Source organism: Companilactobacillus musae (assembly GCF_003967595.1).
GTDB lineage: Bacteria > Bacillota > Bacilli > Lactobacillales > Lactobacillaceae > Companilactobacillus > Companilactobacillus musae.
In genome coordinates this window covers 81,913-95,832 of sequence record NZ_BIFW01000004.1, presented here as the reverse complement: position 1 = coordinate 95,832, position 13,920 = coordinate 81,913, and the positions used below count along the sequence as shown (strand labels likewise).

The window sequence follows — 13,920 nt, the reverse complement described above, 5'->3', positions numbered from 1 at the left end:
AATTAGATGCTAAGATGTTTAAACATCATGTATACTAATGGTATAAATAAATACTTATATTATTAGTAAAAGGGATGGCGATAGTTATGATTAAAAATGACTATAATATAGAATTAAGTCGCTTAAATCAGATTGAATCTGTGGATATTCCACATTTGCAGAATGTCCAAATGATTGTAAAGGATCGAATTGACAAGCATACTTATGATCCTATGATCTATGACCATTTAAAAACTCTTTCAGATGAGCCAAGTTTGCCAGATGATTTAACTCAATTGCGTGATGGCAACAGTCATGACGACATTCCCCAAATTAAATATGATAATATTTCAGTCGAGAGTAAGTATGCGGATACATTAGGAAGACATGTTCGCTATTTGCAAATTTCTCAAAAGAAAATTAATTCTAAAAAAGTTTTGCTTTATTTACATGGTGGTGCATATTACGGTGGTACGCCAGAAGATACTTTACCATTTTTGACACTTTTAGCTACAAAATTTAATGGAGTTATTTTAAGCGTTGATTATGGAATAGCTCCAGAAAATCCTTATCCATCAGCAATTGAGGATTGTTTATCGGTTTTAATGGCTATTAAAAATAAATATCAGCAAATTTCTTTATCAGGAGATTCAGCCGGTGCCTCTATTGTATTAGGTGTCAGTCAGATGTCTCATGCAATGGGAATTGTGGAAATTTATAAACATATATTGTTTTATCCCACTGTTGTGCATGGTTCAGATCACAATGGATCTTTGTGGAATGACCGTTTGATTCCTATTAATGACAAGCAAAGACGGGCATTGCACAATAATTATACGCAATTTAAACAACTAGATACTATTATGACGGGCTACTACCTAAATCATCAAGAGATTGATTTGAACGCTCCGATATTGTCGCCACTCTATGCAGAACCGTTATTCTTTAAGAATATCGTAGTTATGACCGGAGAATTTGATCCTTTTAGATTACAAGATGAAGCTTTTATTCAAAAAGTTGGTATGGCAGGATATCGAGCTAAATATATTCGCTATGGTGGATTAGGACACGCTTTTCTAAATTATGTTGGTAGAATTCCTGCTGTAGAAGACGCTTTAAACGAATGTGCCAAGGAATTGAACTAAAATAGAAGTCATAATAATGTAAATAAAAAACCGATTTGAATTTGTCAAAAAATTCAAGTCGGTTTTATTTGTTAATTAAGACAAGTCTTCGGTTTGATGCAATAGATGATTCATATTTCTGAGTTTCTTAATTTCCATATTCCAAGTGCTTACTAAAACCAAAACCGAACCAGCCCAAGCTAATGGGTTAGCCATAGCGGCACCATAGAATCCAAATAATCTGATCAAAACAATGCCCGCAAAGACTCTCATTAATAGTTCAGCAATACCGGCAATAGTTGGAGCCTTTTGATTGCCAAGACCTTGTAGTGTGTATCTGACAATAAAAAGAATTGAAAGAATAAAGTAACTTGATCCGTTAAAATAATAGTAAATTTGAACCAAATTTAGAACTTGGTCCTGACTTCCATTCATAAATAAGTGAGAGATACTACGTCCGAAAACAATCAAGAGACCACCGATGACTAGACTAGATGTAACTGAGATGATAATTCCAGCCTTAACGCCATCAAGAATTCGTTTGAATTTTTCAGCACCAAGGTTTTGAGCGGTGTAGTTAACCAAAGCAAGTCCAAAACTGAAAGCAGGTAAAGTAGCAATCTGTTCAACTCTACCAGCTACAGTATAGGCAGCCACGGCGTTTGCCCCCAAAGTGTTTAGCATAACCTGTAGAATAATGGAGCCAATTGCAATAATTGAAGATTGAAATCCCATAGGTAAACTGATTGTTAATAACTCTTTGATTTCCGCTTTGTCGATCTTAAAATCACTGCGAGTTAAAATCAAATAAGGAATATGTTTACGAATGTAGAAATATAAAATAATAAAGGTAATTGTCTGTGCAACAACTGTAGCAAGACCAGCACCAGCTACGCCCATATGTAAGTAAAGGATAAAAATTAGCTCCAAAACAATATTGAGAACTGTACTTACAATTAAAAAGAAGAGCGGTACTCGAGAATCCCCTAAAGCTCGCATAGTATTACCCAAAAAGTCGAAACCAACAAAAGAAAATATTCCTGCAAAAATAATTTCCAAAAAGATAAATGAATCATGAATTAAAACTTTTGGCGTTTGCATAGCAACGAGTAGTGGATAAGCAATTAAAAGAGCTAAAACCGTAAAAACAACAGCAATGCAAATAGAAATAATAATTCCTGATGCAAAGCTTTTACGAACACCTTCTTCATCATCGGCCCCATATTTTTTAGCAGTTAAAATAGTTAAACCACTAGTCATACCTTGAGCAAAACCAATGACTAAACCGGTTAATCCCCCCGTAGCACCGACACTAGCCAAAGCATCAACACTGATTGTTTTTCCAACGATCAAAGTATCAATAAAACTATAAAATTGTTGGAAAAAGTTACCTAATAATAAAGGAATCGTATACAGAAATATGACTTTCATAGGTCTTCCTTGTGTCAGATCTATCATATGTCTAAATTCCCTTTCATAAAGATTACGACTATTTTAGCATGTTTAAAATTGTTAGTGCTGATAAAAGTCATTAAAAGGTAAATTTGTCTATATAATCAAATATATTGTCATGATATTAGAAATGAATTATCTTAAAGTTATATTAACAATTACTGGAGGAAAATTTATGTCTGGAAAATACGATTTTGATGTTTTATACATAGGTGCTGGACATGCCACTTTTGACGGTGCTGCACCATTGGCTGCAACAGGTATTTCAGTTGGTGTGATTGAAAGTGGTCTGATCGGCGGAACTTGTCCTAACCGTGGTTGTAATGCAAAGATAACAATTGATGAGCCAGTGAAGATGACTCGTGAAGCTGAACGCATGGGAGATATTTTGCAAGGAGATTTGGCCATTAATTGGTCTAAGAATATTGAACATAAGCAAGATATCATTGACAATTTGCCACAAGATTTAACAAATCGTCTAGAGAGTAATGGCGCTAAAATTATTAAAGGATATGCTGAATTTATTGATAACCACACTTTGTCAGTTGATGGTAGAAAAGTGACAGCTGAAAAGATTGTGATTGCCACAGGATTAAGACCTCATCGACTAGATATTCCTGGAACAGAATTAGCACATGATAGCGAAGATTTTTTGAATCTTAAACATTTACCATCTAAGATTACTGTTATTGGTTCTGGTTATATCGGTATGGAATTTGCTACTATCGCTAATGCTGCCGGTGCTGAAGTGACAGTGATGTTGCATTCTGACAAAATTTTGAGAAACTTCTATCAACCATATGTCCAAAAAGTTGTAACTGATTTGAAGGAACGTGGCGTTGAGTTTATTGAAAATGCTCAAGTTAAGTCATTTGAAAAAGATAATGACAGTTACAGAATCAATTACGGAAAAGATCAGTCTTTAGAAACTGATTGGATTTTGGATGCGACTGGTAGAATTCCTAATTTGGATAATTTAGGATTAGATAAGGTTGGTATCAAATTTGATAAGACTGGTATTTTTGTGAATGATTATTTACAAACAAATGTCGATAATATTTATGCTGCGGGGGACGTTGTTTCCAATGATCAACCTAAAGTTACACCAGCTGCTTACTTTGAATCGAAATATTTGATGAAACTCTTTTCAGGTCAAACTACAGAACCAATCGATTTTCCAGTTATCCCTTCAGTCGTCTTCACTTCACCTCGAATTGCCAAAGCCGGAGTTTCTGTTGAAGAAGGAAAGCAGAAAGGATTCGACGTTTCAACCAATGATTTAGCTAATTATTGGTATTATCGTGTTGATAAAGAACCGATTGCCGAAAGCAAACAGATTCATGATAAAGAAGGGCATTTAGTTGGGGTTACAGAAATAAGCGATCAAGCGCAAGATGCAGTTAATTCCTTGTTACCAGCTATTGAATTTAAGATGGATCGTGAACAAGTAAGCCGTTTGGTTGGATTGTTCCCAACAATTGGTTATGCTGCATGGCATAGAGCTTAAAAATATCTTTTTAAGCTTCGAATTAGAAAAAAAGAACAGGATCTGTTGAAAGTATTCGAGGCGTATAAAATATGCCTGAATTTCTCAATAGATCCTGTTTTTTTTAATCGAACACTAATAAGTTAATTCGATTTCTTGGTCAGCAGTTAATGGAAGCTTTTTGCCACCAAAGATAACTTCGGTATCTTGATCAGCGCGCATAGTAATAGTTTCTTGTGCTACTTGGAAAGCAAAGTTGATATTCTTGAAGGTCATCTTGAAATCAATTTTCCCCCATTGTTCTGGCATATTAGGATTGATTTCCAATTTATCGCCACGATAGTCAACTCCAGCAAAATATGAAGTTACTACGCTTAATGTGGCTCCCATTACACCAAGATGGATACCTTCGGCGGTAGTTCCACCCTGGATGTCGTAATAATCGCTAGTTAGCGCTTCATAGAATAATTTCCAGGCAGCTTTATTGTTGTTGACTCTTAACATTAACATTGAGTAAACAATTCTTGATAAAGTTGATCCGTGAGTAGTTCTATCAATATAGTATTGAATATTATCGTTAATGAACTCTTCTGAATTGCCAATTGGATAGCCTAAATCGGACATGATCTGAAGAAAGTCACTTTCACGAATGTTGAAAAGCGCCATTAGAGTGTCAGCTTGTTTGGCAACTTGATAATTATCAGGGGAATCATTATTGGCTTTAAGGATACGATCCATTCTAGAGATATTGCCATATTTTTGACGATATTTATCGAGGTTCAATTCCTTTAAGTCAAAGTAACCTTCAAATTGTCCTAAAATATCCTCTTTGAAATCCAATTTGAGATTGTGTCTGATATCATCAATTAGTTGAATATCTTCGCTGCTAAATTTAGTTCGTTTAAGATTACTTTCGATAACGCCGACTGGTTCTTGGTCAATTAATTGGCTAACTTGTTTGAAAAGCCAGCTGACCATGATATTGGTATAAGCATTATTTTTAAGTCCTTCGTCATCTTTACCAGGATAGCCTTCATGGAATTCGTCAGGGCCCATGACATTAGCGATGGTATATTTACCAGTGTTTTTATTGAATTTTGACATGCCAATCCAGAATTGAGTAATATTCAATAACATTTCTAATCCATAATGAGCCATGAAATGTTCATCTTGACTTAAATTGTAGTAATTAAGAATATTGTAGGCAACTGCTAAAGAAACATGACGTTGCTTACGCGAATTATCAGGGTCCCAAGTGTTAGTGATAGGATTCAAATGAACTTCTTGGGATTGTTCATCGCCATACATACCACTTTGCCAAGGATACATAGCACCACGATAATTGTCGTCAGATGCATAATCCATAGCAGCGCCAAGACGGTTGTAACGGTACTTTAAAAGAGCTTTAACTAGTTTGGGATAATGTAGCACATAGAAATTCATATCGAATAATTCGTCCCAAAAAATGTGACCACGATATCCTTCACCAGTCAAACCACGTGAACCAACTGATGCATCGAGGTATTTGTTGGCATTGATTTGAGCAGCAGTAGTCATGCTGTAAGTATTTAATCGAAGCAACTTTTGAGCAGTGATATCTCCAGTAACGATGATATTTTCTTTTTTCCAAATCTTTTTCCAAGCATCAAGAGTTTGTTGAGCTGCTTGTTCAAAGTTTGGTAAAAATTTGTGATCAATAATAATTTGGTCAAGATTATCTTTAGTTTCTAAAGAAGTAAAAATTGCAACGAATTTTTCAAGAGTATAAATATTTCCTTCTTCTGCGTGGAAGGTAACATTTTGACTGGCAATTTCATCAGAGTTTTGAGCAGTGTAAGTTGAGTTTTCGATTGTTGAATAATTTAGTTGAGTTTTAAATGCTAAGTTAACTTTGGATTGAGTTGTATGAGCTAATAAAATAGCTGCATCACCACGATTGTCGATTGAATCAGTTACTAAGTGTTTACTAGCTAAATTACGATATCTTTCAACATTGGAATTAATAACTGAAGCGTCAATTTCAGTATGAATTTTTATTTTGGCGGAGAAGTTCAAAGGTTGAATTGAATATTGTAAGTAATAGTCGTGGTAATTGATCATGTCAGCAACCTTTTTTTCTGTTATACGTAACTTTTTACCATCATTCAGTTGAACTATCAAAATAGTGGTAAAACAGCCGTCTTTCATATTTAATGAACGTAAAGATTCCTGAATGTCAGATTCTTTGATTTGAAAATAAGGACCATCGTCAATACTAAAGGTTATATATTGGGCGTTAGGTAAATTAACTAAGTCCTCATTAATAATCTTTCTTCCATTAATAGGGGTAGCTAATTGATTGAAGACCCCGGCAACATAAGTAGCAGGATAATTATCATCATTAGCCTTCGATTCAAAGTAAGTACCACGCAATCCAAAGAAACCATTGCCAACCGTTTGCATTGATTCTTGTCCGTATTGGCGTTTATTGTGATCAATTCCATAATAATCCAAGTGCCAAGTGGAATATTTTAATTCCTTTTCACGGGCAATTGATAATTTAGTATCAATCGTGTCTTCCAAGTTAACAACAGGAACGTGAAAGATATTTTCCAATTCATTTCCAAAATCAATAACTTTATCTTGATATTTAAGAGCGTTTTCCTTTAAAAGATATTGACGAGGATTAGTAATAATTAAAAGGTCATTAGAGTCGGTAAGACTATCTTTGAAGTTTTGTAAATCCTGTTTTAGTCCATCATCAAAAGTAAATTTATAGGACTTTTCATCTGTGGTACTTTCACTATCTGAGTACATAATCTGATCATCAGTAATTGTTAAATATAATGGTTTCATAATTAATTCCTCCAAAAAATAGCAAAGTATAATTAGTCTATATGTTTAAACATATCCGTACAGTCAATATTATACACCCTCAATATGTTGTTTTAACGCAGATTTTATAATAAGTTATATCAAAACTTGATGTTTATACATGACAAGATGTATTATAGTAATAGATGTAGATGTAACCGGTTACTAATGCTTAAGGAGGTGCTTTCGATGAAAGGTACAGTTAAGATGCTTGCTCCTATTTCTGGACAAGCAATTGATATCACTGAAGTCCATGATCCTATGTTTTCTGAAAAAGATATGGGTGAAGGCTATGGGGTTATTCCTACTAGTCAAGAGGTGGTCGCTCCAGTCTCTGGTAAAATTATGTTGGTAGCTTCAACCAAACACGCTGTTGGATTCAGTACAGATGATGGGCTAGAAGTATTGGTTCATATGGGTGTCGATACAGTTGAATTAAACGGAGATCCTTTTACACTTTATGTTAAAGAAGGGGATACCGTTAAAGCTGGCGATAAGATTGCAACAATGGATATTGATGCAGTTAAGAAAGCTGGTAAGGTAACAGATGTTATCGTAGCTATTACTAATACAGCTAAAACAGTTAAGTCAATACATGTTGACAAGGGTACTGTTAAGGCCGGACAAGAGGTTGCTGAAGTTGAACCAATGGCTCCAGGTGAGACAACAGCCAAACCAAGTAAAAATGTTGATTATGATGAGTTAGGTAAAGACATTGTCAAGAATGTTGGTGGCGTAAGTAATGTTGAAAATGTTATCCATTGTATCACCCGTGTTCGTTTCTATTTAAAGGATGATAACAAGGCCAACGATGACGTTATCAAGAATATGAAAGGCGTCTTAGATGTTGCTAAGGCAGGTGGACAATATCAAGTTGTTATCGGACCAGCTGTTGAAGACGTTTTTGATGCCGTAGTTAAAGCTTTAGGACCTGGATTTGGTGGAGATTCTGAAGTTAAGGCAGAAAAGGCTGTGGCACCTAAGGGTGCTTGGCCAAAGACCAAATTTTATTTTAGTGCTCTAATTGGTGTAATCACTGCCAGCATGATGCCAGTTATTGGTTTGTTGGCTGCTTCAGGTATTTTGAAAGGTCTTTTGTCACTGATTGTTTCGGCAAAATGGCTTTCGGCAACAAGTTCTACTTACATGATTATTAATGCAATGGGTGATTCTGTATTCTACTTTCTACCTATTTTAGTTGGATTTACTGCTGCTAAGAGATTAGGCGCAAATCAAATCATCATGGGTGTTATCGGTGGTGTTTTGGCATATCCAACTTTGGTACAGATTGCAAGTAAAACAAGTAGTACAGCTATGAATATCAATGGTGATTTCTTTGGTATTCCGATTCATATTGCAAATTATACTTATTCAATTTTCCCAATGATTGCTGCTGCATGGATTGCTTCAAAAGTTGAACCATGGCTCAAGAAACATATTGTTATGTCATTACGTATGATTTTAAGTCCATTACTAGAAGTATTTATTGTCAGTGCCATCATTATTGTTATTGTTGGACCAATTATCACTTTGCTAAGTTCGTACTTAGCTGGCGGTATTGTTGCTCTATTGAAGTTTAGTCCTGCTATTTCAGGATTGATTATTGGTGGATTCTATCAATGTTTGGTTATTTTCGGTTTACACTGGGCAGTTATTCCAGTTGTTGCTAGCCAAATTGCTACAACTGGACACAGTGCTTTGAACGCCATTGTTTCAGCTACAATGGTTGCTCAAGGTGCCGCAGCTATGGCTGTCTTCGTTAAGACAAAGAAGAATATTGATATGAAACAAATTGCCGGTGCCGCAACACTTTCAGCTTTTGCCGGAGTTACAGAACCTGCAATGTATGGTATTAATTTGAAATACGGTCGTATTTTCTGGACTGCTAATATTGGTAGTGCTGTTGGCGGTTTGATTACTGGTTTGATGCATGTTGATATGTGGGGATTCGCTGGATCTCTAATTGGTTTTGCATCATTCATTAATCCTAAAGGTATCGATAGTAGTTTCACAGGTTATCTAATTGCTTCAGTTGCCACAATTATCGTTTCCTTCACATGTACATATTTCTTTGGATTCAAAGAAGAGGATCTTGAGAAGAGTCATGCCGTTGAAAAGGTAAGATTAGGTAGTCGTGAACCTGCACAAGCTAACTAATATTAAAGAATTTATTTTATTATTAATTTTCACTAGATTATTAAAAGGTTTGTCATATAATAAGTGGCAAATCTTTTTTTATTTGGAGATGTAAAGATGGGAAAAGTCGAAATTAGACAGTTGAAACCAGAAGAGGTCGAAGAATTTTGGGAAATTGCTTTTAGTGATTCTCAAGCCGCTTGGACTAAATTAAATGGACCATACTTTCATGATGATCTACCTAGTAAGGATGAATTTGTTAATACACTAGCTTATAAATATTGGATTAATAATCAAAATCACTTATTGATAATAAATGATGATCAAATAGTTGGTTCTGTTGGAGCAAATTTTGAGGATGGACCATTGAAGAAATGGATCGACATGGGTATTACAATTTATCCTCAGAATATGTGGGACAAGCATATTGGTAGGCAAGCTTTGAACTTATTCATTGATTATCTCTTTAAACTTTATGATTTGCCTCATTTGGGTTTGACGACTTGGTCGGGGAACCCACGAATGATGCATTTGGCAACTAAGATTGGTTTAAAACAAGAAGCAAGAATTCGACAGGTTAGATTTTATGAAGGAGAATACTATGATTCACTTAAATATGGTATTTTACGTTCAGAGTGGTTGGAAAAATAGCTCCCATTACTAGGTGGAAGGTAGACAATTTTTGAATCTCTGCTTACAATTAGAAAAGTTTCTACTTATATAAAAGGAGTTTTGAATGATGGATTATATGATTGGTGTCGATATTGGAACAACTAGTACTAAGAGTGTCCTTTATGATATGAAGGGTAAAGTAATGGCTTATGCTAATAGCGGCTATCAATTGTATCAAGATGTTCCTGATATGGCAGAAGAGGATCCTGACGATATTTTGGACGCTGTCGTTGAAGTTATGGGACAAGTAATTAGAAAAGGTAAGGTAAAGCCACAGGAGATAAAGGGGATTTCTTTTTCTTCTGCTATGCATAGTTTGATTTTGATGGATCAAAATGATCAACCATTAACTAGAGCGATAACCTGGGCAGATAATCGAGCCGCTAAATATAGCGAGGAATTAAAGAATAATGGTGTCGGCGCTCAAATTTATGCAAAAACTGGAACACCAATTCATCCAATGGCACCTTTATCCAAGATACTTTGGCTTCGACATGAAAAATCGGAATTATTTAAACAAACTAAGAAGTTTATTGATTTGAAAACTTATGTCTTTTTCCGTCTGTTTGGTGTTTATAAGATGGAATATTCAATTGCTTCAGCAACAGGAATGTTTAATATTCTTGATTTAGACTGGGATCAACAAGCTTTAGATTTGTTACAGATCACCCAAGAACAGTTACCAGAATTAGTTGAACCAACGGCTGTTATTACCGGTATCAACAAACGTTATGGAGATTTATTGGGAATTTCTAAAACAACACCATTTGTTTTTGGAGCAAGTGATGGTGTTTTATCAAATTTGGGGGTTAATGCCATTGATCCGGGAGTTGTTGCTGTAACAATTGGAACTAGTGGTGCTGTTCGTGTTGTGGTTGATAAACCAGTTGTTGATCCAGAGGGTAAGTTGTTTTGTTATGCCTTAACTAAGGATAAGTGGGTTGTTGGTGGTCCAGTTAATAATGGTGGAATTGTTTTTCGTTGGGTCAAGGATCAGTTATTTGCTCCTGAAAGAATCACTGCTGAACAGATGCAAGTTTCAACTTATGATATCTTGACACAGATAGCCGAAAAAATTCCTGCTGGATCAGATGGACTACTATTTCATCCATATTTAGGTGGTGAAAGGGCGCCAATTTGGGATGCTTATGCTAGAGGGTCATTCTTTGGCTTAACTCGTAAACATACCCGTGCGCATATGGTTAGAGCCGCATTGGAAGGAATTGTTTATAACTTATACGTTGTTATGCTAACGATTGAAAAAATTACTGGTAAACCAAAGAGTATTCAAGCAACTGGTGGTTTTGCTAGATCATCGTTATGGCGTCAAATGTTGGCAGATATCTTTGAACAGGAAGTTACAATTCCCGAAAGTTTTGAAAGTTCTTGTTTAGGAGCCGCTGTTTTAGGAATGTATGCCTTAGGTTATATAAATGATCTGTCCGCAGTTAAAGGGATGATTGGTGTAACTGATGTCCATGAACCAAATCCAAAGAATTTTGAAGTTTATCGTGAATTATTACCAATTTGGATTCGCTTATCTGAGATATTAGAACCAGAATATAAAGAAATTGCCGAATTTCAGAAAAGACACGGTAATTAAATTATCATTTTGAAAATTTGTTTCTAATTATTATTTATAAGAAAAAAGCAGTTTAAACACTGATATATCAATGTTTGAATTGCTTTTTTTAATCTTTTTGTAACTCAATCACTAATAAAATAATCAAAAACTTTCAGAATAATTGCTGTTTTATTCACATTTTTATAAAAATAGGAATGTTGATGCACCAACGATAGAACACTTGTTTGTTTCAATTGTATTACTAAAATTACAGAAAAGGGCTTTTTTGTAACTTTACAGACGTTGTTGTGTAATAAATACCTGTTAGTATATGCAACATAGCAAATGAGGGCTAAACAATTTTAAATATAAGGATGTAATATATTCATGAAAAAAGTTTTATCTATCGCTTTAGTAAGTACAACAGCTTTAACAGCACTTGCAGCAACATCACAAACTGCTCAGGCTGCAGTACAACTCGACAGTAACCATGTTCAAGTTGAAGCAGGGGACACATACAAGAGTATCGCTGCTAATGCCGGCGTAACAGTCGCTGAACTTGAACAAGCAAACGGCCGTGAAGTTGGCGGATTTGACTTGATTTTCCCTGGTGAAACAGTTTCATTACCAGGTGTTACAACAACACAAACTGATACAACTACACAAGAATCAACAACAGATGCTACAACACAAGCAGCCGCTGAAGATACAAGTTATCAAGCACCTGCACAAGAACAAACACAAGCTACAACACAAAGTGCTGCACAAACACAATCAACAACTGCAACTGGTACATCACAAGGAACATTTAAGATTTCTTTCTATGATCCAGCTGTTCTAGGTTCAAACATGGGTTACGGTGGAGTTGCTGCCAACCTTTCAGTATTCCCTAAGGGTACAACACTTAAAATCACACTTTCTGATGGTACAGTATTGATCAGAACAGTTAATGATACAGGTACATTTGCATACAGTAACCCTAACCAATTAGACGTTGCTATGCCAAATAACCAAATTCCTTCATACGGTGTTACAACAGCATCTGTTGAAGTACTTTAATATAAATATTTGTCAATTTAGAGAGGACTTGATTAATTTCAAGTCTTTTTTTGTTGATAAAAATTATAAAATTTCTAATAAAACTACTAGTTTAAATCAAATTTTAATTCTATACTGGATATCAAAGAGGGGGAACGAAAAATGAAAAATCTAAGTTCCGATTGTACTGAAATCCTAGTCGGGAAAGCCGCTAGTATGGATGGTTCTACCATTGTCGCTCGTAATGAAGATGGCTATGGCCCAATTAATCCGATCAAATTTGTAGCACATGAGGCTAAAGATCAAAAGAATGCATCTTACGTATCAGTGACTACAGGTGTTAAAGTTCCATTGCCTGAACATGCATTCCGTTACACCGCTACACCACAAGCTGACCAAAGCGATGGTAAGTATGAAGAAGCTGGTATTAATGAATATAATGTGGGAATGAGTTCGACAGAAACGACTGCTACTAATGCTCGTGTTTTAGGATATGATCCTTTAGTTCACGATGGTGTTGATGAAGAGGCAATGTTGACTTTAGTTTTACCTTACGTAAAAACAGCTAAGGAAGGTGCAATTCGTTTAGGCGCTTTATTAGAAAAATATGGTACTGGCGAGTGTAATAGTATTGCCTTCAATGATAAAGATGAGATTTGGCTTTTGGAAACAGCTGGCGGTCACCACTGGGCTGCAATGCGTTTGCCAGAAGATACTTATGCGATTGTACCTAATCAGACGGTGATGCAAGAGGTTGATGTTAATGATACTGATAATTTCTTAGTCGCCACTGATTTAGTAGAATTTGTTGAAAAACATCATTTGAATCCACAACCAGGTCACTTTAATTTCCGTGAAATTTTTGGAACTCAAAGTGAAGCTGATGCCTATTACAACACACCTAGAACATGGTATGGTCAAAAAATGTTCAACCCAGAAATTGAACAAATCCCAACAGCACAAGATATGCCTATGATTAGAAAACCTGCTAAAAAAATTGCCATTGAAGATGTAGAGGCTTTCTTATCCTCACATTACAATGGAACTAAGTATGATCCATTTGGTACTTTTGCTTCCGGTAATGAAAAAGAGCAACGTCAATTCCGTTCCATTGCTATGGATCGTAACCAAGCTTCTTCAATTTTACAAATTAGAAATGATGTTGATGAAAATCATGCAGCAGTTCAATGGCTATCGTTAGGATTCTTTGCTTATAGTCCATATGTACCTTTCTACACTAATATTACTGATACACCTGAAGATTATAAGAATACAACTAATGAAGTTTCAGTAGACAATGTGTACTGGCTAGAAAAGACCTTGTCAGTTATGATTGAACCACATTATCACGAATATTCTGATATGATCCATGCCTATCTTGAAGGCTGTCAATCGTATGCACGTCAACGTTTGGAAATAACTGATGAAGTAATTGATGGCTTTACAAGTGATGTTTCAGAGTTCTTGACCGAGAGTAATTTGAAGACGGCCGGTGAAGTTTCTAATAGAACTCACCAACTCTTTAACGATATTGTCAAAAAGGGACTTATGCTATCCAAGACTACTTGGGAAAAAGGTCAGAATTTGTAGTTTATGTCATTATTCTTGGAGATAAA

9 protein-coding genes are annotated in these 13,920 nt (G+C 35.4%); 7 read left to right on the top strand and 2 right to left on the bottom strand.

Annotated elements, in window-relative coordinates; genetic code table 11:
• Positions 1–86: 86 nt before the first annotated feature.
• Positions 87–1,124 (top strand): alpha/beta hydrolase fold domain-containing protein, encoded by a 1,038-nt coding sequence (locus tag LAB100_RS06955; RefSeq protein WP_119326474.1) that lies wholly within the window; start codon positions 87–89, stop codon positions 1,122–1,124.
• 75 nt (positions 1,125–1,199) lie between these two features.
• On the opposite strand, the gene LAB100_RS06950 is transcribed toward LAB100_RS06955, so the two are convergent.
• A complete protein-coding gene (locus tag LAB100_RS06950) occupies positions 1,200–2,561 on the bottom strand; it encodes an MATE family efflux transporter (RefSeq protein ID WP_119326473.1) in 1,362 nt (453 codons plus the stop codon).
• 169 nt (positions 2,562–2,730) lie between these two features.
• Between LAB100_RS06950 and LAB100_RS06945 the strand changes: the two genes are divergently transcribed.
• Positions 2,731–4,062 (top strand): dihydrolipoyl dehydrogenase family protein, encoded by a 1,332-nt coding sequence (locus tag LAB100_RS06945; RefSeq protein WP_119326472.1) that lies wholly within the window; start codon positions 2,731–2,733, stop codon positions 4,060–4,062.
• A 114-nt stretch (positions 4,063–4,176) separates the two neighbouring features.
• Here LAB100_RS06945 and LAB100_RS06940 read toward each other — a convergent pair whose 3' ends face one another.
• Complete coding sequence (locus LAB100_RS06940) at positions 4,177–6,876, bottom strand: glycoside hydrolase family 65 protein (RefSeq protein ID WP_119326471.1); 2,700 nt, start codon at positions 6,874–6,876, stop codon at positions 4,177–4,179.
• A gap of 207 nt (positions 6,877–7,083) precedes the next feature.
• Between LAB100_RS06940 and LAB100_RS06935 the strand changes: the two genes are divergently transcribed.
• The 5 genes from LAB100_RS06935 to LAB100_RS06915 all read left to right on the top strand — a co-directional run bounded on the left by LAB100_RS06935 (position 7,084) and on the right by LAB100_RS06915 (position 13,894).
• Positions 7,084–9,051 carry a PTS sugar transporter subunit IIABC gene (locus LAB100_RS06935; RefSeq protein WP_119326470.1) on the top strand — a complete coding sequence of 656 codons (1,968 nt, stop codon included), beginning with the start codon at positions 7,084–7,086 and terminating at the stop codon, positions 9,049–9,051.
• A gap of 96 nt (positions 9,052–9,147) precedes the next feature.
• Positions 9,148–9,681: a GNAT family N-acetyltransferase gene (locus LAB100_RS06930; RefSeq protein WP_119326469.1), complete on the top strand. Its 534-nt coding sequence runs from the start codon at positions 9,148–9,150 to the stop codon at positions 9,679–9,681.
• A gap of 88 nt (positions 9,682–9,769) precedes the next feature.
• A complete protein-coding gene (gntK, locus tag LAB100_RS06925; protein WP_119326468.1) occupies positions 9,770–11,305 on the top strand; it encodes a gluconokinase in 1,536 nt (511 codons plus the stop codon).
• A 348-nt stretch (positions 11,306–11,653) separates the two neighbouring features.
• Complete coding sequence (locus LAB100_RS06920) at positions 11,654–12,325, top strand: DPBB and LysM peptidoglycan-binding domain-containing protein (protein WP_119326467.1); 672 nt, start codon at positions 11,654–11,656, stop codon at positions 12,323–12,325.
• A gap of 141 nt (positions 12,326–12,466) precedes the next feature.
• Positions 12,467–13,894 carry a C69 family dipeptidase gene (locus LAB100_RS06915; RefSeq protein WP_119326466.1) on the top strand — a complete coding sequence of 476 codons (1,428 nt, stop codon included), beginning with the start codon at positions 12,467–12,469 and terminating at the stop codon, positions 13,892–13,894.
• Positions 13,895–13,920 lie beyond the last annotated feature (26 nt).

What these genes read in the sequence shown, in the direction of transcription:
- LAB100_RS06955 (WP_119326474.1), top strand. Translation starts at nt 87, where the DNA reads ATGATTAAAAATGACTATAATATAGAATTAAGTCGCTTAAATCAGATT.
- LAB100_RS06950 (WP_119326473.1), bottom strand. Translation starts at nt 2,561, where the DNA reads ATGATAGATCTGACACAAGGAAGACCTATGAAAGTCATATTTCTGTAT.
- LAB100_RS06945 (WP_119326472.1), top strand. Translation starts at nt 2,731, where the DNA reads ATGTCTGGAAAATACGATTTTGATGTTTTATACATAGGTGCTGGACAT.
- LAB100_RS06940 (WP_119326471.1), bottom strand. Translation starts at nt 6,876, where the DNA reads ATGAAACCATTATATTTAACAATTACTGATGATCAGATTATGTACTCA.
- LAB100_RS06935 (WP_119326470.1), top strand. Translation starts at nt 7,084, where the DNA reads ATGAAAGGTACAGTTAAGATGCTTGCTCCTATTTCTGGACAAGCAATT.
- LAB100_RS06930 (WP_119326469.1), top strand. Translation starts at nt 9,148, where the DNA reads ATGGGAAAAGTCGAAATTAGACAGTTGAAACCAGAAGAGGTCGAAGAA.
- gntK (WP_119326468.1), top strand. Translation starts at nt 9,770, where the DNA reads ATGGATTATATGATTGGTGTCGATATTGGAACAACTAGTACTAAGAGT.
- LAB100_RS06920 (WP_119326467.1), top strand. Translation starts at nt 11,654, where the DNA reads ATGAAAAAAGTTTTATCTATCGCTTTAGTAAGTACAACAGCTTTAACA.
- LAB100_RS06915 (WP_119326466.1), top strand. Translation starts at nt 12,467, where the DNA reads ATGAAAAATCTAAGTTCCGATTGTACTGAAATCCTAGTCGGGAAAGCC.